Here is a 20514-nt window from a genome sequence, read left to right on the forward strand (position 1 = left end):
GAGTACGGAGTGAGGGCCCGCCCCCCTCCCAATCGGCGTAGGAACCCCTCGTCCGGCCCCGTCGGCTCGTCCCCCGCGGCCGGCCCGTCCGGCGCACGCACGGGGGGCCGGCAGCGCCGACGGGGCCGCCTGGCCCGGCCATGCCCTACCGTGTGGGCCGTGGAAAGGCACCAAAACAGACCTCCCGTCCCGCCCGGCCCCCTGCGCATACGTCTGGCCGCGGCGGCCCTCGCGGCGGCCGTCTCCGCGTCCGCCGGAGCCTGGGCGTACCACCGTGCGGGCGGCAGCGCGGGCGACATCGCCCGCGACCTCGCGGTCGGCCTCGCCTACGCGGGCGGCGGCCTCACCGCCTGGTGGCACCGGCCCGCCAACCGCACCGGACCGCTCATGGTCGCCGAGGGCGTCGCCTGGTTCCTGGGCAACCTCCAGGGCACCGGCGTGCCCGCCCTCTTCGCGGTCGGCGCCTGGTGGGAGGCGCTCAACATGGCCGTCCTCGTCCACCTGGTCCTCTCCTTCCCCGACGGCCGCCCCGGCTCCGCGCCCGCCCGCCGCCTGGTGGTCTTCTCGTACGGTCTCGTCGCCGTCGGCGGTCTGCTGCGCGCGCTGACGTACGACCCGGCGGTCGTCGCCGTCGAGGCGACGTACCTCTCCTGCAACGACTGCGGCCCCAACCTCCTGCACGTCCCGGCTCTCGCCGGCCTCTTCACGCCGGTCGACACCGTCTACCGGGCGCTCGGCTGGCTGCTGTCGATCGTGCTGGTCGTCGCCATCGTGCGCCGCTGGCAGCAGGCGTCGGTGGCGCGCCGCCGGGCGCTGCTGCCCGCGTGGATCGCCATCGCGATCGCCTCCGCGTTCCTGCTGTGGGACCTGCTGCTCCTGCTGCTGCCGTCGCCCCCGGCCGGCCTCCTGCAGAGCGCCGTCTTCCTGCTCTCCGACGTCACCCAGGTCGCCGTCCCGGTCGCCTTCCTCGTCGGACTGCTGCGGATGCGGCTCCAGCGCGCCGAGGTCGGCGACCTCGTCATGGACCTCGGCAGCGACCCCGACCAGGACAGGCTGCGCGCCGCCCTCGGCCGGGTCCTGGGCGACCCCGGCCTGCGGCTCGGCCTGTGGGCGGAGGAGAAGGGGGAGTACGTCGACGGATCGGGCCAGAGCGTGCGCGGCGACGGCCCCGGGCGCACCCGCGTCGACTCCTCCCGCGGCACCCCGCTGGCCCTGCTGCACCACGACCCGGCGCTCGCCCAGGACCCCGCCCTCCTGGAGGCGGTCGGCGCGGCCCTGCGGCTGGCCCTGGAGAACGTGTGGCTGCGCACCCAGGCCAAGGAGGTCACCTCCCGCATCGTGCGCGCCGCCGACGCCGAACGGGGCCGCCTGGAACGCGACCTGCACGATGGGGCGCAGGCCCGCCTGGTCTTCGCGAAGATGGCGCTGCGCCGCGTCGACCGCGCCCTCGCCGACCACCCCGACCCCTCCCTGCGCGCCTCCCTCGCCGAGGTGGAGGAGAGCCTCACCCTCGCCCTGGAGGAGCTGCGCGGCATCGCCCACGGCATCCACCCCGCCGTCCTCACCCGCGAGGGACTGGGCCCCGCGCTCACCGCCCTCGCCCAGCAGGCCGCCGTGCCCGTGGTGGTCGCCGCCGAACCCCGGCGCTACGACCCGGTCGTGGAGTCCACCGCCTACTTCACCGTCTGCGAGGCCCTCGCCAACGTGGCCAAGCACGCCCGTGCCCGCGCGGTCAGCGTCTCCGCCCGGCACACCGGGGACCGGCTCGTCGTGGAGACCGTCGACGACGGCATCGGCGGCGCGGACACCGCCGCGGGGAGCGGGCTGCGGGGGCTGGCCGACCGGCTCGCCGCCGTGGACGGGATACTGCACGTCGACAGTCCCGCAGGCGGCGGGACGCGGATCAGGGCGGAGTTGCCGTGCGGTTGACAGTGGGCCTCGGCGGGGCGGGTGCGGCGTGCGCGTGATCGTGGCAGAGGACTCGGCGCTCCTCCGGCAGGGGATCGTACGGCTGCTGACCGATGCGGGATTCGAGGTGGCCGCCGAACTCGGCGACGCCCAAGCGCTGCCCGCGCTCGTCGACCGGCACCGGCCGGACTCCGTCCTCCTGGACATCCGGATGCCGCCCACCCACACCGACGAGGGCCTGCGCGCCGCCGCCACGATCCGCGAGCGGCACCCCGGCACCGGCATCCTGCTGCTCTCGCAGTACGTGGAGACCACCGACACGGTGCGCGAACTGGCCCGCGACCCGCGCGGCTTCGGCTACCTGCTCAAGGAGCGCGTCGCCGACATCGACGAACTGGGCAGCGCGCTGAAGCGGGTCGCCGCGGGGGGGAGCGTGCTGGACCCGCAGGTGGTGGCCCGGCTGCTGGCCGCCCCGCGCGCACCGGGCCCGCTGGACGAACTCACCGGCCGCGAACGGGAGGTGCTGGGGCTGATGGCCGAGGGGCGCAGCAACGACGCCATCGCCCGGCACCTGGTCATCGGCGCGAAGACGGTCGAGACGCATGTGCGCAACATCTTCGCCAAGCTGGCGCTGGAGACCGATCTGCACGACCACCGCAGAGTACGGGCCGTGCTGACGTACCTGCGTGCCTGAGCGTCCGCCCGAGCACCTGGCTGAGCGTCGGCGCGGCCGAATGTCCGCGTGCCCGGACCCGGTCCGTACGGACCGGGTCCGGGCACGCGGCAAGAAGTACCAGCGATCCGTTCCGGGACGACGTCTCCCCCGTGAAATCCCCCGTGATCCCCCGTCGTCGTCCGCGGAACGGTGCCGGTGAAAGCAACCATAGGCAGCCCGTGCGGCCCTGGCATCAGGGTCTGCCCTGAGATCCGGAATCCTCGCGTCCTGCCCGGTCAGCGCTCCGCGGAGGCCGTTCGCGGGCCGGCCGCTCAGCCGTCCGCCACCACGATCACGCTGTCCCCCTCGGTGAAGCGCAGCCGCTCCGCCTTGTCCGGGTTGAGGTGGATGCCGTACTCCGGCGGCCGCGCGGCCTCCGAGAGCCGCCGGTAGCCGATCGCGGAGTGCCCCTGGAGGCGGGCCGACTCCACCACCGTGTAGAAGTTCACCTCGCGCTCCGCCGCCACGTAGTCCCGGGCGGGCTTGAGGTAGACCTCGCTGCCCTGCGCGCGGAAGAGGTGCTCGAACAGGTCGGCCAGGCCGCGGTTCTCCGAGACCTGCGTCATCAGCAGGCTGATCAGCTTGTCGCTGACGATGAAGTCGTCCCTCTCGCTGATCGGCGCCAGCGCCCGGTTGCGGTCGTCGCTCAGCTCCGCGACCACCGGCAGCGCGCGGCCCGTGCCGTCGGCGATGCCGCGCAGCTGGAGCAGCGTCACCAGGGTGCGGTTGTCGGCGCGCAGGCCCATCGTGCCGTCGGCGTCGTCGCTGAGGACGATCACGCGGTCGTACGAGGGGAGGTCCAGGCCGCGCAGCACGTCCGGCTCCGTGACGTCGCCCGTCCGGAAGGACGCGGTCAGCGCGCCGCGCTCCAGCGGCACGGACGTGAGGGTCCGGGCGACCTCCGTCTCCCGGGCGACCACGTCGATGACCGAGCCCTCGGCGACGTACTGGTCGAGCTCCGCGATGACGGTGGCGGCGCGCCGGTTCCAGCCCAGCATCAGGGTCCGCTCGGGCCGGCGGGCGGGCGGCGCCGAGGTGACGATCGCCGTCCGGTCCACGGTCCACGGGCGGTCGCAGAGGACGATCGTGTCGTCGTCCTGCGAGATCGCGACGATCTCGTCGCCCTCGTGGATGAGGCTGGTGGAGGGCGGGTTGAGCTCCAGTGCGCCGTCGGCCCGGCGCAGGCCGACCACCGAGGAGGTGGCGTACGACAGGAGCGCGTCGCCGTAGGTGCGGCCCGTCAGCCCCGGTTCGGCGGTCAGGTAGAACTCGTTGCCCTCGAAGGTGAGGAGGTCCATGTAGACCACCGAGAGGCCCGGCTGCCGGCAGGTCTGCACGATGAGGCGGGCCGCGACGTCGTCGATGCTCAGCACGCAGGCCCCGGCGCCTGCCGCGAGCCGCGCCGCGTCCCGGTTGCGTACGTTCTGCACGGCGGCCAGCACATGCCGCGGGCCCTCCTGCATGCCGGGGCTGCGGGTGACGGCCAGCAGCGTCTTGACGATGTCGGCGTCACCGTCCTCGACGCCCGGCGTCAGCACGATCACCGCCCGCGCGCCCCGCGGATTGACCCGCTGGATGTCGGCGGGGTCCACGGGGCTTCCGGTGCGGCAGATCACCCGGGTGTTGCGGGTGTTCGGCACCCGGACCCGGATCAGGTCCTCCATCTCGGCCTTGTCCTTGTCGGCGAGGACCGCGACGGCCGCCCGGCGCTTGTTGACGTTGGCCTCCACCAACTGCCTGATGACCGGGTAGACCTGCTCCGACCAGCCCAGGAGCACGGTGTGCTGGTCTTCGAGGACCACGGAGCGGCCGCGCCGCAGATCCATGATCTTGCGGTTGACGCCGGCCGCGATCAGCCCGACCAGGGTGCTCGCGAAGAACAGCCCCACCAGGGCGAGCAGGATCGACAGCAGCACGAACGCCGGGGCGCCGACCGCGCCGCCCAGCTTGAGCGTCGAGCTCACGTTCTTCCAGATCTCCCCGAGCTGGCTGCGCGGCGTGCCGGACCGGCCGGTGTCCGCCCGCACCAGCAGGGCGCTCACCGGAACGACGAGCCCCAGGCAGACCAGCGAGAGCCAGCCGATCAGGGCGGGGGTGCCCCGGGTCATCGTGTTGTCGAACCAGTACCGAAGGCGGGGACCGACGACAGAAGTGCGGGCCATGCCGCAACTCACCTCCGGCGACGCGCGGGCAGGGAACGGGACCGCGCGGGCGAAGCGCGCACATCGCCCCCGGCGCTCCCGATCCTCCACCCGCGAGCGGGGCCGCCGCAGCCGACCCGCCGCACTCGCGCACCCCTTTCGAGTGCGTTTCGCGGTGCTTTCAGCAAGCCGCCGTGCGGGTGAACCTCCCGGCCTGCGCGAGGTCCGCCTCGATGCCCGGGGCCGTCGCCCGCAACACCCCCTCCCAGACGGTCGGCCCCTTCTACGGCTACGCGCTGCCGTTCACCGGCGGCGACCTCCTCGACGCCTCCTCGGACGCCGCGCTGCGCCGGATCTGGCGGGCCGAGCACTTCTCGTACTTCATGACGACGACCCTGCACCCGGAGCCCGGCCAGTCCCCGTTCCGGACCCGCTTGCAGATCTCCCAGCTCGACCGCATCGCCTCCTCACGGCACGCCGCGGCCGAACTCGCCCAGAACTACGCGGGGTTGCCCTTCACCCACGGCCGGAGCTCAACGGCAGCGCAGTTGCTCCCCCGTCATCGGCGCCCCCTCGACCATGCTCCTGTCGTACATCACCTCGGCCACCGGCTGCCCGGCGCTCCCGACCCGCACCTCGAAGGTGCGCCCGTTCCCCCGGACCGGCCGCAGCAGCGCGCCCGGGAGCGCCGCCGCCAGCGTCGAGGCGTACCGCTCCCAGTACGGGTCGTACACGATCACGGTCGGCTGCTCGGCCCGCACCGCCGGGGCTTCCGCCTTCGTCACGGCGAAACCGCTCCTGCGCAGCCCCTCGGCCACGTCCGGGTCGTCCGCCCGCACCAGAACCGTGCCCGGGTCCATCGCCACCGGCACCGCCCGCAGCGTGAGTTCGTCGGCGACCGGCCGGTCCTCCCGCACCGCGGCGAACATCCGGCTCGCCCGTACCTCGTCCCACAGCAGCGTCGAGCCCCACGACGGCACCCGGTGGTCGAAGGCCCTCATCGGCACCGTCGCGAACTCCACCCGGTCGGCACGCAGTTCGCGCAGCCCCCAGCCCAGCCCGAACAGCGTCGCCACGCCCGTCCCCGCGTCCGTGCGCACCTGCGGGAGCAGCGCGGAGGCCGCGGCGGCCAGCTTCACCGGGTCGCTCAGCGCACCCGCCTCCGCCAGCCGGGTCAGCATCCCGAGCAGCAACCGCTGCTGACGGCGCACCCGGCCGAGGTCGCCGGGCGGCGACACCTTGCGGGCCCGTGCGTACCGCAGTGCCTCCACGCCCTGGAGCACACGGGTGCCGGGCCGCAGGCTCAGCCCCGCGTTCAGGTCCTCCAGCGGTCTGTCGGTGCAGACCTCGGCGCCGCCCAGCGCGTCGACCGCGTCCGCGAAGCGGACGAAGTCCGTCTCCAGGTAGTGGTCGATCCGCAGTCCGGTGGCCTGCTCGACCGTGCGCACCGCGAGGTCGGGCCCGCCGTGCAGGTACGCGCCGTTGATCTTGCCCGAATGCCGCGGATGGTCGTGCGGGGCGAACGGTACGTACGAGTCGCGGGGCAGCGAGACCACGCTCATCCGGTCGCCGTCGCGGGAGAAGTGCACCAGCATCATCGTGTCGGTGCAGTCGCACTCCTTGCCGCCGACATGGAGCCTGGCGATCTGCTCCCGCGTCATCCCCGTGCGCCGGTCGATGCCCACGACCAGCAGGTTCGTCCCCGGCGCCGCCAGCGCGTCCGGGGACAGCGTGCCGTCGTGCACGAGGGTGTACGGGGCGGGGGCGTCGGCCGTCGCCGGAAGGGACCCGGCGGCCAGCGAGGCCACCAGCAGCACCGCGAGCGCCAGCCGACGCCGACGCCGGAAGGGGCCCCGGCCGACGGGGGAGCGGCCGGCGGAGGAGCGGCCGGTGCGGGGGCGGCTCGAAAGCAAGAGGACCTCCAGGGAGCAAACCGACAGGCGGCGAACCGAAGCGGCGGGAGCGGCCTGCGTGGTACGGACGGCACGAGCGGCACCACGGCACGCCCGGAGCTCCCAAAACGGTGCAAATCGGGCGTGAGTGACCCGCAGCCTAACGCAGCCGCCCCCCAATTCGATTGCCGCCGTGCTGATCATCCGCCTACTGTCCGCGTCATGCTTCCCGAGGTGAACACCGAAGAAGAGTGGGACGCCGTCGTCCCCGACGACGCGCGCGTACGCCCCGGAGCGCAGGACCTCTGCGCCCGCCTCGGCCTCGGCGACCTGCCGCTGATGCGCTTCTCCGAGGGCTCGCAGCCCGTCTACGCCGTCGGCGACACCCACGTCCTCAAGCTCTTCCCCGGTGTCGACGCCCCGGACGCCGACACGGAGAGCCGCGTCCTGGCCCACCTCCACGGACGCCTCCCCGTCGCCACGCCCGCCCTCCACTCCACCGGCGGGTACGAGAACGGCTGGCGGTACGTCCTCATGTCCCGCCTCCCGGGCGAAGACCTGGCCCGGGCCTGGCCGCGCATCCCCACCGCCGCCCGGGCCGGCGTCGTCGCCCAGGCCGCCGGGGCGCTGGCCGCCCTGCACGCCCTCGATCCGCAGCCCCTCGCCACCACCCTCGGCCCCGCCGACTGGGCCCACTTCCTCGCCCGGCAGCGGGCCGGCGCCGTCGAACGCCAGCGCACCCGGGGCCTGCCCGAGGAGTGGGTCGAGACGATCCCCGCCTTCCTCGACTCCGTCGACCTGCCCGCCGACGCGCCCCGCGTCCTGCTGCACACCGAGCCGATGCGACAGCACTTCGTGGTCGACCCCGCCACCTGGCGGCTCACCGGGCTCTTCGACTTCGAACCCGCCATGCTCGGCGACCCGGCCTACGACCTGGTCGGCGTCGGGCTCTTCCTCACCAGGGGCGAACCCGGCCTGATGGCCCGCTTCCAGCAGGAGTACGGCCGCGCCTTCGACCCGCGCCTGCTCCTCGCGTACACCCTGCTCCACGTCTACGCCAACCTGCCCTGGTACTTCCGCGAACTGCCCGCGCCGCCCGAGCCGACGTGGGACGCGGTCGCCGAGACCTGGTTCGGCACCGGCTGATCCGCCCGGGTCCGGACCCGCCCCTTGTTGACACCGTGCGGCGGTGCGCCGCGCGTGCCGGCCCGGTGTCCTGCCCGAGGGCGTCCGAAGCGATTCGAACGCGGCAGTGCGCACCGGAGCGCACCGCACCCGGCGCTCGCGGCGCGAACGGAGGCGTGCAACGGCGCGGACCCGGACGGGTAAGGGCCGGACCCTTCGAACATCCCGTTCGGAACAAGGCGATATCCGGCCACATGGCAGCCACCCGTGCCCACCCGCGCGCTTCGTGAACCCTTTCCGTGCCCGTACGTGCGTCCACCGTACGGAATCACGGATCCGGCCCCCCGGGGCGGCTCGATGGCAAGAGGTGTACGGGTAAAGATTCGTCCCGGTGGCCTCGTACGCCCCCTGGAGATCATCCGCAGCGCGCACCGGTCCCGAAGTCCGGCCCATCGACAGCTCCGGACACCCCGCGCTCAACTTTCTGCAGATGGCGGGCAATTGCATCGTTATTGACGATCCGACATGGGCAGATAGGCCACAGCACGGACCAGAACACCGCACTGCACGCTGAAACCTGGACTCCAGGGGGAATTCCCATGCACGTCACTTCGGATCACCGGCTTGTTCAGCCCCTGCCGCACACGCCCTTCTACTGCCCGGTGCCGTCCGCGGCGCACCCGGCGGCGGAGGTGCTGAACGAGCTGACCGTCGACTGGATGTTCCGGCAGGACCTCGACACCGACGCGGACCAGCGCGCCCGGCTCGCGCGCTGCGACTTCGGCGGGCTCACCGCCTTCACCATGCCCTACGGCCGCCTCGCCCCGCTCACCCTGATGGCGAAGTTCCACGCCGTCCTCTTCTCCCTCGACGACGGCGTCTGCGACGAGGCCCGGCCCACCGCAGGACAGCTCGCCCGGGAGGTCGGCCACATCATGCGGGCCGTCGAGGCCCCCGGCGACCCCGTCCCCGGCGAGTCGCGGCACGCCGCCGTCCTGCGCGACCTGCGCGTCGAACTGGAGCGGTACGCCACCGCCCGCCAGATCCGCCGCTGGGTCGACGCCATGCGCGTCTACACCTCCGGTCTGGTCTGGGAGGCGGAGTGCCGGCGCAGCCCCGGCCAGCCCTCCGTGAACGACTACGTCACCCTGTGGATGCGGGCCATCGGGATGGCCCCCTCCACCGCGATGATGGAGATAGTCGCCGGCTACTCGGTCCCCGACGAGGACCTGGAGGACCCCCGGGTGCGGGCCCTCACCGAGATCACCTGGACCCTCGTCAGCTGGGACAACGACCTCTACTCGCGCAACAAGGAACTCCTGCGCGCCGACGACGACCTCAACCTGGTCGACGTCCTGTGCCACGAACTGGACTGCGCCCCCGCCGAGGCGCTCCAGCACGCCGTCGCCATGCGCGACCGCGTGATGGTGCTCTTCCTGCGCCTGCGCGCGCAGGTCCTGTGCGATGGAGGCGCCGAACTGCGGCGATACGTCCACGACCTGGGGCAGTTCGTGCGCGGCCACCTCGACTGGGCCGCCCGCTGCCCGCGCTACCGGGTGGCGCCCCAGCAGGTCACCCCGCTCGCCAAACCGGCCGGCTGGTGGAAGCACCGCCCGGCCGACGACAGCGCCGACGCCCTGCCGCTGCCGACCATCTCCTGGTGGTGGGACCAGGTGGCCGAACACGTCGAGGCCGTCCGCCACGCCGCCTGAGACGACGCGCGAACGGCCCCGGCCCGGCCCGGCGCTGCCGGGCCCCGGACGCGTACGACGGCTGCTAGTAGCCCCGCCACCAGGTGACCAGCGTGCGCCAGGCCCGCACCGGCGCCGACCCCCGACGCTGCGCCGGGACCGTCGCCGCCGGCGGCGCGGTCCGGGGCGCCGCCGGTACCGGGCCGGGCTGCGGCACCGTGCCGGATGCGGCCGGGTCGGGCCTGCGCGGAGAGCTGATCTGCCAGTCGCGGGCCGCGGCCCCGGCCCGCTCGGGAATGACGGGGCCGGTGATCTCCTGCGGCGGTCGCGGCGCGAAGGACACCGGCAGCTCGATCAGGTGACGCGACATCAGGGTGCTGCGCCACCTCAACTCGTCCTCCTCGACCGAGAGCTGAATGTCCGGCAGGCGCATCAGCAGGGCGTCGACACCCGTGTCGGCGATGGCACGCCCGATGTCCTGGCCGGGGCACTCGTGCGGCCCGCCGCTGAACGCGAGATGGGCGCGGTTGCCCTGCATCGAGGCCGACGGCTCGGGGCGCACCACCGGGTCCACGTTGGCGGGGGCGATGCCGACGATCAGGGCGTCGCCCGCCTTGATCTTCTGCCCGCCGAGCTCGGAGTCACCGGCGGCCCACCGGCCCAGGATCGTCGTGAACGGCGGCTCGTCCCACAGCGTCTGCTCCACCGCCTCCGGCAGCGTCATGTGCCCGCCGCTGAGCTGGGCGCGGAAGCGGGGGTCGGTGAGCACCATGCGCAGCACGTTGGCGATCAGGTTCGCCGTCGTCTCGTACGCGGCGATCAGCACCAGGCGCAGATGGTGGGCGGCCTCGTCGTCGGTGAACTGCGCGGGGTGCTCCACCAGCCACGTCGCGAAGTCCTCCTCGGGTTCCGCCCGGCGGCGCGCCACCAGCCGGTACAGGGCCCCCATCACGTGCTCGTTGGCCGCGATCGCCTTCTCGGAGCCCTTGAGCATCTCGCGCGCGGCCTGCACCAGCTCCTCGTCGTACTCCTCGGGCATGCCGATGATCTGGCACATCACCATCATCGGCAGGTGCTCGGCGAACTGGCTGACCAGGTCGGCCTGCCCGCTCTCGCAGAAGTCGTTGACCAGGCGGTTGCTGAACCGGTTGATGAAGCGGCGCACCCCCCGGTGGTCGATGCGGGCGATGGAGTCGGTGACCGCGCCCCGCTGACGCTCGTGCTCCGCGCCGTCCGCGAAGACGCACACCGGCTGGTACGCGAAGATCGGCGCGAGCGGGTTGGTCATGTCCAGCGAGCCGTCCTGCAGCATCCGCCAGCGCCGCGAATCGCGGGAGTACAGCGAGGGGGTGCGCGTCATGTGCAGGTTCTCGCTGTGGCCGAGCACCAGCCAGGCCGGAACGTCGCCGTTGAGCAGGACGGGGGCCACCGGCCCGTGCTCGGCGCGCAGCTTCTCGTACAGGCCCATCGGGTCCTTCTCGTGCGCCGGGCCGTAGAGCCTGCGCAGCCCGCCGGGGCCGATCTCGCTCACCTCCGGTTCGGGCGCGCCGCCCGAGGCGTGCGCCGGGCACTCGGGCGGCGGCAGCGGGGTCGGATCGAAGGGGGAAGTCATCGCAACTCCTGAAGAGCATCGGGAAGTCGAGGGTCCGGCGGGCGTCAGGACCGCTGGAGGGCGAGCGCGTGCAGGTAGTTCATGAGGGTCAGCAGCACATCGCGGCTGGACGCCCGCAGCCGGGCGTCGCAGTTGACCATCGGCACCTCGTCGGGCAGGTCCAGCGCGTGCCGCAGCGTCTCCATGGGGTGGCTCGGCGCGTCCGGGAAGGTGTTCACGGCGACGACGAACGGCACCCCGCGCTCCTCCAGCCGGCCGATCACGTCGAAGCTGACTTCGAGCCGCCGGGTGTCGACCAGCACGACCGCGCCGAGCGCGCCCTCGAACAGGCCGTTCCACAGGAACCAGAAGCGCTCCTGGCCGGGCGTGCCGAACAGGTACAGGATGAGCTGCTCGCTGATGCTGATCCGGCCGAAGTCCATGGCGACGGTCGTCGCCGTCTTGCCCTCGATCCGCGAGTTGTCGTCGACGCCGATGCTGGCCTGCGTCATCGTCTCCTCGGTGGTCAGCGGGCGGATCTCGCTGACCGCGCCGACCATCGTCGTCTTCCCGACGCCGAAACCGCCGACGATCACCACCTTCACCGCGGCGGTGGCAGTGCTGGGCAGTACGTCCTCGGTACGGGGGCCCGTAATGGTGTCAGAGCCGTTGAAGTCCATGCATCACCGCTTCGAGAAGGGACCGGTCGGGAAGTACGGCGCGCACGATCGGGGCGCGCGACTCCACCAGTTCGGTGGCGAGGAGGTCGGTCAGCAGCGAGGTGACCACGCTGAAGGGCAGGCGCAGGTACGCGGAGATCTCCGCCACCGACAGGGGGGCCCGGCACAGCCGCAGGATCGCGGCCTGTTCGGGCTGCACGGTCGGCGACGGGGTGGAACAGGCGACGACCATGGTGACCAGGTCGAGCGCGGCTCGCTCCCCGCCGTCCGGGCCGCCGGTGATGACGTACAGCCGCTCCGGGTCCCCCTTCGCCGCACCCGGGTCGGGGGCGGCGACGGAGGCGGCGGGCAGCTTGTCTCGGCGTTCGCGGCGGGGTGTCTTCATCCGTGGTGCCCGTCGTGCCGGGGCGGGCTGGTCAGGTGGGCTCCGATCCGTACGACCAGGTCGCGCATCCGCGCTCCCACCAGACCGGCGTCCACCGTCTCGTCGGCGAGGACCGCGAGGTAGGCCCCCGTGCCCGCCGCCATCAGGTAGAAGAAGCCGCCGTCCACCTCGATGACGACCATCCGCATCTGCCCGTCGCTGTCGGGGATCTCCGCGGCGACCGCCGACGCCAGGCTCTGGAGCCCCGCGCAGGCGGCGGCGAGGCGGTCGGCGACGTCCGGGTCGCCGCCGTGCCGTGCGATGCGCAGTCCGTCCGCGGAGAGCACCACGATCTGGTGGATCTGCGGTACGCCGGTGGCCAGGTCCTTCAGAATCCAGTCCAAGTTGGCCCGCTGCTGGATCACTTCAGATCTCCCTTGTCCCACGTGTTGTCGTCGTGTGTGCCGTCGGCCTGGTGCGTGGGCGGGCCGTCCGCCTCGGCCGGCGGGTCCAGCGGCACTCCCTTGGCCGCCTTGGTGAACGCTTCGAGCCAGATCCCCGGCTGGGGTTCCTCCTTGACCGGGAAGCCGGCCGCCGCTGCCGCCGCGGCGGCTTCGGCCGCGGCCTGACGCTCCTGCGCCGGGAGGTTGTGGGAGCCGAGGGGCGCTCGGCCCCGGCTGCGGCGCTGGGGCAGCCCGTTCTCGGTCCATTCGGTGACCACGGGAACGTCGTCCTCCATGGCCGACATCGGTACCGGCCGGGGCGGCGCGACCGGCGCCGCGGGGGCGGGCGTCGGCGGCTTCGGCCTGGCGGGACGGGGCTTGCGCTGGGGCGCCCGGGCCTCTTCGGGCGTCATGCCGTCGATCTTGCCGCCGCGGGGCACGGCGGAGGCGCCGATGCCGTGGGCGATGCCGGGCGCGGGGCCGGTGGTGACGATGTCGCGCGGAACGATCAGCACTGCGCGCACCCCGCCGTACGCGGACTGCCGCAGTGACACCTGGAGGTTGTACATCTGCGACAGCCGTCCGACCACGGCCATGCCGAGGCGGGGCGTGTCGCCCAGCGCGTTCAGGTCGATGCCGGCCTGGGCCTGGACGAGCATGTTCTCCGCCCGGCGGCGGGCCTCCTCGCTGAGGCTGACGCCGCCGTCCTCGATCTCGATGGCGATGCCGGTCTGCACCTCGACCGCGGTGACGTGCACCCGGGTCTGCGGCGGCGAGTAACGGGTCGCGTTGTCGAGGAGCTCCGCGCAGGCGTGGATGAGCGGCTCGACGGCGGTGCCGATGATGGCGACCTTGGCGATCGAGTGCAGGTCGACGCGCCGGTACTCCAGGATGCGCGACATCGCGCCGCGCAGCACGCTGAACAGCGGTACCGGGCGCGGCCACTGACGCGAGGGCCTGGCCCCGCCGAGCACCGAGATGGAGTCGGCGAGCCGGCCGATCAGGGCGGTGCCGTGGTCGATGCGCAGCAGGTCGTCGAAGACCTCCGGGTTGCGCCCGTGGTCCTCCTCCATCTGCCGCAGCTCGCTCGCCTGCTGGTGGACGATGGCCTGCACCCGGCGGGCGATGTTGACGAACGCGCGCTGCGCGGACTCCCGCCTGGCCTCTTCGAGGTCGATGATGTCGAGCACGGTGCGCAGCAACTCGCGCTGCGCGTACGGCAGATCGCGGTAGCGCTCGTCCGCGTCGACGACGTCCCGCATCACCTCGGCGGGCGATTCGCTGGAGCGCAGCCGCCGGATCGCGGCCGGCATCAGCTCCTTGGCCAGCCGTACCGTCTCGTCGTCGTGCTCGGCCAGCCGCCGCTCCAACTGGGCCGCGCGCGCCGCGTGGTCGGCCTGCGCCTGGCGCAGGGCCCTGCCGCGCCGCACGATCTCACCCGTGAGGGCGGCGATCACCACCGTCGCCGCGGCCCCCGCCCAGGCGACGGGTATGCGGGCGGACGCGTCGACGAGGAACGCCGCGCCCGCGGTGGCCGCGACGGTCAGGACGACGGCCAGGGCGATCGGCCGGAAGAAGGTGGACTCCTGCTGTCGTGCCGCATGCGCCTGATGTGTCGCCTGCCGCGCCTGATGTGCTGCCTGACGTGGGGGGGATTCAACCCGAACCATGGAGAGCCTCTGGCGGTGATTGGGGGACGTTTTCAAACAAGAGCGACCTAGGGGAACAAGTGGATGAATTCACATCAACTCGGCTTGTTGCGCAGCGAGCTTAGCCCGCCCGCGTGAGGGCGTCGGCCGGTTCTGCCAAGCCCCTGCACCGATCGTCGTCCCCGGCATAGACTCACCGACTTTGTACGTTCGGCGCTCGCTTGTGTGCAGGGAGTCACCGGATGGAAGGAATATGCCGCAAGCGCGGGACAGTGACGGGTGGGGCTTGATAACGCGCGACGGCCCGCCCGCCCCGGCGGGGCGAACGGGCCGTGCTCGTGCCGCGAAGGGCGGGCGCTGAACAGGTCGACGGACGGGCGGCGGACGGGCGACGGGCGGGCGCCAGGTCAGCGGTCGCGCGGCAGCATCGGCAGCAGCGCGGCCGCCGACCAACTGAAATTGGTGGAGTTGAGGGCGGCCCCGGTCACCGGATCGTAGTTCTCCATGATCGGCCCGTTGCCCCGCAAACCGGCCGCCTGTGCGAGGAGTTGCCCGGTCAACCTGTCCGCGTCGCGGCCGTAGCCGTACGACCGCAGGCCGCCCAGCGCGAAGTACGCCTGGTCCAGCCAGACCGGGCCCCGCCAGTAGCGCGTCGGCTGGAAGTACGGCGAACTCCTGGCCACCGTCGGGAACGGCACCTTCGTCGCGAATTCCGCCGGGTCGGTCAGCTTCGCCCGCACCGCCCGCGCCTGCCCGGCGGACGCCGTGCCCGTCCACAGCGGTGTCGCGCCCTCGATGCCCCGTCCGCGCGCGGTCAGCAACCGGTCGCCGCCCAGCACCTTGTCGTGGAACCAGCCCGTCGCCGGGTCGTACATCCGCTCCCGTACGGCGGTGTGCGTCGCCCGGGACCTCCGCTCCCAGTCCCGTGCCTCGCCCGGCCTGCCCAGCTCCCGGGCGATCCTCGCCAGATGGCCCTGGTCGGCGGCGAGATGGGCGTTCAGGTCCACCGACTCCTGGTTGACGGAGTAGCCGACCACCTTCCCGTCCGCCCCCGTGTTGGCGACGACCGCCGCGCCGAGGGCGGCGTCGAAGCGCGGCGCGTTGTCCATGCCGCTCTCCCAGGCCGCCGCCAGCAACCGCGCCGTGGGGGAGTCGTTGCCCGGGTCGACCGTCGCCCCGTACTCCGCGAGACCGTTGCCGTCGTGGTCGCGGGTGCGGTACCACCACTCCTGGTACGCCACGAGCTTCGGGTACAGCTCGCGCAGGAAGGACCGGTCGCCGGACTTCGCGTACACCTCCCACACCGCCCATGCCGCCAGCGGCGGCTTGGAGTTGCGCTCGTTCCAGTTGCCGCCCCCGCGCGCCGGGTCGTTGTAGAAGACGCAGTCGGGGATCATGCCCGCGTCCTGCGGGCGCGTCGCACTGTCGGCGCGTATCTGGTGGTCGAACATCGAGCGGATCTGGCTCTGCGCCAGCGAGGGCTCGAACCGCGCCGTGCCCACCGCCTGCTTCCAGGTGTCCCACGCCCACAGGCCGCCGGTGAACCACTTGTAGGAGATCGACGGCGTGATGCCGTCGTGCGCCAGCTTCCCCGCGGCCCCGCGCCAGTTCGTCACCAGCGTCTCCAGCGACTTCACCGCGACCCGCCGGTCCTCCTTCGTCACCCCGCGCGTCACCGAGTCGACATAGCGACGCCACCGGGCGTCGGCGGAGGCGGCCGCCGCGTCGGGCCGGGCGAGCGCGGAACGCACCGCCGCCGCCTCGCGGGCCCGCTCGGCCCCGGTGAAGGTGTACGACTCGGTCCAGTCGAAGGAGTGACCGCGGCCGGGCCGCAGGACGACGGGGGAGACGGCTTCGGTGCGGTAGGCGTCGCCGTCGACGGTGGTGCGGACCGGCTCCCGGTGGACGACCTCGAAGCGCTCGGTGCCGTCGGTCAGGTACTCCCAGGTCTCGCGCACCTTCGCGAAGTCCACTCCGACGCCGTGCCGGGTCGCCCGCAGCCGCGGCGCGTCCTTCATCGGCGCCGCCCGCGGGCGCAGCAGCGACCCCGTCCAGCCCGCGCCGAGGGTGCGCGTCTGCCGCCCGGTGTTGCGGATCTCGGCCCGCACCAGCGCGGTGCGCCGGGAGGAGAAGCGGAGCTCCATCTCCAGGCGCAGGCCGCCCCCGAGGTCGTACGACTGGAGCAGCCGGCCCGGCTGCGAGGTGAAGCGCGGCGCGCCCCCGGCGGCGAGGTCCAACGGCTGCCCGGACTCGGTGAGGCGGAGGCGGCTGAAGGCCCTGCTCAGCCACCAGGGGTACTCCTGCGCGATGTAGAGGGGCCCGGTGAAACCCCCGTACGCGGCGGTGTCGCCCGCCTCGGGCAGCGCGTACGCGTGCCAGGCGCCCCGGTCGGCGAAGACGTTCACGGAGTTGTTGTGGCCGTCGGACTCGTCCGGGCGGGCGGCGGCGGGGGAGCCCCGCCGGTCCAGGACGTCGCCGTAGCCGGCCACCGGCCCCGGGCTGCCGGCCGCCGCGGGCGGGGCCGGGGCGGCGGGGGCCGCGACGGCCCCGGCGAGGAGCGTGCCGCAGGCCAGGGCGACGGCGAGGGCGGGCGTGCGTGGGTTCATGGTCACCTTTCCGTGGATACGGTTCTGACGACGGCCGCGCCGAGCGGCCCCAGCCGGACGCGGTCGTGCACCTGCTCGCCGGTGAGCAGGTCGGTGCCGGGCAGGGCCGGGCTGTCGGCCTCCCGGTCGGTGTGGTTGAGCAGGAAGAGGTACGGGCCGCGCCGTACGGCCTCGACCCCCGCGGGCGGCGCGGCGCCGAGCACCGGTGTCACCTCCGCCTCGCAGAGCGCCCCGTCGAGCACCCGGCCCAGGCCCTCGGCGTCGAGGCGGCAGCTCAGGTAGCGGGCGCTGCCCCGCCCCCAGGCGTTCCGGGTGACGGCGGGCTGCCCGGCGAGCGTCCCGGAGGCGTACGCCAGCAGCGGACGGGCCCCCTCGGCCACCAGCCACTCGCTCCACACGCTTGCCCGGGCGTCCTCGCCGACCCGCACCGTCTCCCCGTCCGGGACCGGCCAGAACTCGTCGACGACCACCCCGAGCACCTCCCGCAGCGGCCCCGGCGCGCCCCCGGGGTGCAGGTGGTCGTGCTCGTCCACGACCCCGCTGAACGGCCCGCACACCAGATGCCCGCCCCCGTGCACGTGGTCGGCGATCCGCCGGGCGTGCTCGGCGCGCAGCAGGTACAGGTTCGGGGCCAGGACCAGCCGGTACGGGGAGAGATCCGCGTCCGGCGCGACGAAGTCCACGGTGATCCCGCGTGCGTACAGCGCCTCGTACCAGGGGCGCAGCAGCTCCCGCCAGCGCATCCGCTCCGAGGGGTGGTCGGTGCCCTCCAGCGCCCACCAGGAGTGCCAGTCCAGGACGATCGCGGCCCGCGCGGTGATCCGGGAGCCGGCCACCTCGGCGAGCCGGCGCAGCTCCGCCCCGAACCGGACCGTCTCCCGCCAGCCCCGCGAGGCCGTGCCCCGGTGGGGCAGCAGCGCGCTGTGGAACTTCTCCGCGCCCGCCCGCGACTGCCGCCACTGGAAGTACAGGATCCCGTCCGCACCCCGGGCGAGCGCCTGGAGCGACCACAGGCGTTGCAGGCCGGGGCGCTTGGGCACGTTGACGGGCCGCCAGCTCACCGCCGACGGCGCCTGCTCCAGCAGCAGCCACGGCCGGCCGCCCTTGAGGGAGCGCATCAGGTCGTGGTTGAGGGCCGCGCCCACGTGCGCCGCCGGATCGGCCGGGTCGGGGTAGGCGTCGTCGGAGACGATGTCCTCGTGCCGGGCCCACTCCCAGTGGTCGAGGGCCTTGAACATCGACATGAAGTTGGTGGTGGCGGGCACGTCGGGGGAGTGCGTGCGCAGCACGTCCCGCTCCAGCCGGTGCAGCCGCAGGAGCGCGTCGGAGCAGAACCTCCGCCAGTCCAGGACCTGGGTGGGGTTGACCGGGCCCGGGGCGGTGCGCGGCGGTTCGATCTGCCGGAAGTCGCCGTAGCGCTGCGACCAGAAGTCGGTTCCCCAGACGCGGTTGAGTTCCTCGACGGTGCGGTAGCGCTTCCTGAGCCAGTCGCGGAAGTCGGCCGCCGACTCCTCGCAGAAGCACTCGGTGACGTGGTCGCCGTACTCGTTGTGGATGTGCCAGAGCGCCAGCGCCGGGTGTTTGGCGTACCGCTCGGCCAGCGCGCGCACCAGCTTCCCGGCGGCGCGGACGTAGGTGGGGTCGGAGGGGCAGTAGAGCTGCCGGGAGCCGAATTCCAGGCGTACGCCGTCGGCGGTGACCGGCCGGACGTAGGTGGCGGAACGCACCAGCCACGCGGGCGGCGAGGCGGTCGCCGTGGCGAGGTCCACGGCGATGCCGTGCGCGGCGAACAGGTCCATCAGCCGGTCGAGCCAGCCGAACTCCCAGGAGTCGGGGCCGGGCTGGAGCCTCGCCCAGGCGAAGACGCCGACCGTGACCAGGGTGACGCCCGCCTCCCGCATCAGCGCGGCGTCCTCGGCCCAGGTCTCCTCGGGCCACTGCTCGGGGTTGTAGTCCCCGCCGTACTGGATGCCCTCGGGAAAGCCGCGGCTCACTGCTTCACCGCCCCGCCCAGCAGACCGGAGACGAAGTGCCGCTGGAAGCACAGGAAGAGCAGCAGCAGGGGCAGCGTGGCCAGCAGCGAGCCGAGCATCAGCCCGGAGTGGTCGACGCGGGAGAGCCCGGTCAGGGTGTTCAGCGCGACGGGCACGGTGTAGGCGTCCTCCGAGTTCAGCATGAGCAGCGGCCAGATGAAGCTGTTCCAGGCACTCATGAAGGTGAAGATGACAAGGGCTCCCAACTGCGGGCGCACGCAGGGCAGTACGACGGTGTAGAAGGTGCGCAGCTCACCGGAGCCGTCGATCCGCGCCGACTCCAGGAGTTCGTCGGGGAAGTCCAGGAAGCCCTGCCGCATCAGCAGGATGCCGAAGGAACTCGCGAGGAACGGCAGGACCACCGCCTGGTAGGTGTTGACCCAGCCCAGGCTCGCCATCATCTGGAACAGGGGCACGAGCAGCACCTGGAACGGGATCATCATCGTCGCCAGGACCACCCCGAGCAGCAGCCCGCGCCCCCGGAACCGGAACTTGGCCAGCCCGTACCCGCACATCGCCGAGATCAGCGCGCTCAGCGCGGTGTGCACCAGGGCGATGCCGACGCTGTTGAGCATGACCCGGCTGAACCCGACGGTCTCCTCCAGCCGGGCCAGGTTGTCCAGGAGCCGGCCGCCCGGCACGAGCGGGGGCGGGGAGCGGAAGAGGTCCGCGGTGGAGTGCGTGGAGGCGATCGCCATCCAGGCGAACGGCACCAGGCTGATCACCGCGCCGGCCACCAGGACCAGCCCGACGGCCGGTCCCGCGAGCCGCCGCGCGGGGCTCCTGCGTACGGCGTCCCGGGCCGGGGCGGCCGTGCTCATCGGCGCTCCTGCCGTCCGAACAGGAGGTACTGGGCGAGGGACAGCACCGCGATCAGCAGCACCACCACCCATGCGACGGCCGCCGCGTAACCGAAGTCGAGCTGTTCGAAGCCGGTCCTGTAGAGGTAGACCACGGGGGAGAGGGTCGCGTTGTCGGGGCCGCCGCGCGTCAGCACGTAGTTCTCGTCGAAGAGCTGCAGTGTGCCGATGGTGGAGGTGACCGCGCAGAACAGGACCACCGGGCGCAGTTGCGGGACGATGATCCTGCGGTACGTCGCGAAGGCCGACGCCCCGTCCAGCGCGGCCGCCTCGTACTGCTCCTTGCCGATCGCCTGGAGACCGGCCAGCAGGATCACCGCGTTGTACCCGGCCCACCGCCAGGTCAGCGAGGCGATCAGGGAGATCCGCGCCCACGCCGGGTCGTTGAGCCAGTCGACGGGCCCGAGCCCGAACACCGACAGGAACTGGTTCGCCGGCCCCCCGTCCGTCTTCAGCAGCACCTGGAAGACGACCGCGTACGCGACGAGCGTGGTGACGGCGGGCAGGAAGTAGACCGCCCGCCAGGCGCCCCGGAACCTCAGCCAGGACTGGTTGAGCAGTCCCGCCAGCAGCAGCGCGAGCACCACCATCAGCGGCACCTGCACCAGCAGGATGAGCCCGACGTTGACCAGGGACTCCAGGAACGCCGGGTCCGACGCCATCCGCCGGTACTGGGCGAGCCCCACCCACACCGACGCCCCGTCGCGCTCGGCGGTGAAGCTCTGGAAGAGGCTCGCACCCAGCGGGTACGCGAAGAACACGGCGAACAGCACGGCGGCGGGCCCCGCGAACACCCAGGGAACCACCCGGTGCCGC

At 73.0% G+C, this 20514-nt stretch carries 15 protein-coding genes and 1 pseudogene; 5 read left to right on the forward strand and 11 right to left on the reverse strand.

The features are described 5' to 3' along the window. The first annotated feature begins 159 nt into the window (after positions 1 to 159). The gene (locus ACIP93_RS16665; protein WP_401759416.1) at positions 160 to 1929 is read left to right on the forward strand and encodes a sensor histidine kinase; all 1770 of its coding nucleotides are present in this window, start codon (positions 160 to 162) and stop codon (positions 1927 to 1929) included. 34 nt (positions 1930 to 1963) lie between these two features. Next, positions 1964 to 2602, forward strand: coding sequence for a response regulator transcription factor (locus tag ACIP93_RS16670; protein WP_345218735.1), 639 nt, complete (start codon positions 1964 to 1966; stop codon positions 2600 to 2602). Between the two features lie 293 nt (positions 2603 to 2895). On the opposite strand, the gene ACIP93_RS16675 is transcribed toward ACIP93_RS16670, so the two are convergent. Next, a complete protein-coding gene (locus ACIP93_RS16675; protein WP_345218738.1) occupies positions 2896 to 4785 on the reverse strand; it encodes a CASTOR/POLLUX-related putative ion channel in 1890 nt (629 codons plus the stop codon). 293 nt (positions 4786 to 5078) lie between these two features. Here ACIP93_RS16675 and ACIP93_RS16680 point away from each other — a divergent pair. Next, positions 5079 to 5279, forward strand: a pseudogene (locus tag ACIP93_RS16680) (4-hydroxybenzoate 3-monooxygenase); the annotation flags it as partial. Between the two features lie 18 nt (positions 5280 to 5297). Here ACIP93_RS16680 and ACIP93_RS16685 read toward each other — a convergent pair. After that, on the reverse strand, positions 5298 to 6677 hold the full coding sequence (locus tag ACIP93_RS16685; protein ID WP_401759770.1) for an LCP family protein: 1380 nt from the start codon (positions 6675 to 6677) through the stop codon (positions 5298 to 5300). A 201-nt stretch (positions 6678 to 6878) separates the two neighbouring features. Between ACIP93_RS16685 and ACIP93_RS16690 the strand changes: the two genes are divergently transcribed. Continuing rightward, complete coding sequence (locus ACIP93_RS16690; protein ID WP_401759773.1) at positions 6879 to 7802, forward strand: phosphotransferase family protein; 924 nt, start codon at positions 6879 to 6881, stop codon at positions 7800 to 7802. 578 nt (positions 7803 to 8380) lie between these two features. Then, on the forward strand, positions 8381 to 9493 hold the full coding sequence (locus tag ACIP93_RS16695) for a terpene synthase family protein (RefSeq protein ID WP_345218742.1): 1113 nt from the start codon (positions 8381 to 8383) through the stop codon (positions 9491 to 9493). A 64-nt stretch (positions 9494 to 9557) separates the two neighbouring features. Here ACIP93_RS16695 and ACIP93_RS16700 read toward each other — a convergent pair whose 3' ends face one another. The 9 genes from ACIP93_RS16700 to ACIP93_RS16740 all read right to left on the reverse strand — a co-directional run bounded on the left by ACIP93_RS16700 (position 9558) and on the right by ACIP93_RS16740 (position 20492). Beyond that, positions 9558 to 11084 (reverse strand): cytochrome P450, encoded by a 1527-nt coding sequence (locus ACIP93_RS16700; protein ID WP_380837689.1) that lies wholly within the window; start codon positions 11082 to 11084, stop codon positions 9558 to 9560. Positions 11085 to 11128: 44 nt separating this feature from the next. After that, positions 11129 to 11743: an ATP/GTP-binding protein gene (locus ACIP93_RS16705; protein ID WP_345218745.1), complete on the reverse strand. Its 615-nt coding sequence runs from the start codon at positions 11741 to 11743 to the stop codon at positions 11129 to 11131. After that, positions 11724 to 12128: a DUF742 domain-containing protein gene (locus tag ACIP93_RS16710; RefSeq protein ID WP_345218747.1), complete on the reverse strand. Its 405-nt coding sequence runs from the start codon at positions 12126 to 12128 to the stop codon at positions 11724 to 11726. The genes ACIP93_RS16705 and ACIP93_RS16710 overlap by 20 nt, the downstream gene beginning before the upstream one ends. Next, positions 12125 to 12532, reverse strand: a complete 408-nt coding sequence (locus ACIP93_RS16715; protein WP_345218749.1) for a roadblock/LC7 domain-containing protein — start codon at positions 12530 to 12532, stop codon at positions 12125 to 12127. The genes ACIP93_RS16710 and ACIP93_RS16715 overlap by 4 nt, the downstream gene beginning before the upstream one ends. Beyond that, positions 12529 to 14220, reverse strand: a complete 1692-nt coding sequence (locus ACIP93_RS16720; protein WP_401759422.1) for a sensor histidine kinase — start codon at positions 14218 to 14220, stop codon at positions 12529 to 12531. Before ACIP93_RS16720 ends, ACIP93_RS16715 begins: the two co-directional genes overlap by 4 nt. A gap of 386 nt (positions 14221 to 14606) precedes the next feature. Further along, positions 14607 to 16805 (reverse strand): MGH1-like glycoside hydrolase domain-containing protein, encoded by a 2199-nt coding sequence (locus tag ACIP93_RS16725; protein WP_401759425.1) that lies wholly within the window; start codon positions 16803 to 16805, stop codon positions 14607 to 14609. A 2-nt stretch (positions 16806 to 16807) separates the two neighbouring features. Continuing rightward, positions 16808 to 18799 (reverse strand): beta-galactosidase, encoded by a 1992-nt coding sequence (locus ACIP93_RS16730; protein ID WP_401759428.1) that lies wholly within the window; start codon positions 18797 to 18799, stop codon positions 16808 to 16810. Next, positions 18796 to 19659 (reverse strand): carbohydrate ABC transporter permease, encoded by an 864-nt coding sequence (locus ACIP93_RS16735; protein WP_401759430.1) that lies wholly within the window; start codon positions 19657 to 19659, stop codon positions 18796 to 18798. Before ACIP93_RS16735 ends, ACIP93_RS16730 begins: the two co-directional genes overlap by 4 nt. Next, a complete protein-coding gene (locus ACIP93_RS16740) occupies positions 19656 to 20492 on the reverse strand; it encodes a carbohydrate ABC transporter permease (RefSeq protein ID WP_401759433.1) in 837 nt (278 codons plus the stop codon). The genes ACIP93_RS16735 and ACIP93_RS16740 overlap by 4 nt, the downstream gene beginning before the upstream one ends. Between the last annotated feature and the right edge of the window lie 22 nt (positions 20493 to 20514).

Origin of the sequence: Streptomyces sp. NPDC088745, assembly GCF_044751045.1 — a bacterium.
Classification (GTDB): domain Bacteria; phylum Actinomycetota; class Actinomycetes; order Streptomycetales; family Streptomycetaceae; genus Streptomyces; species Streptomyces cremeus.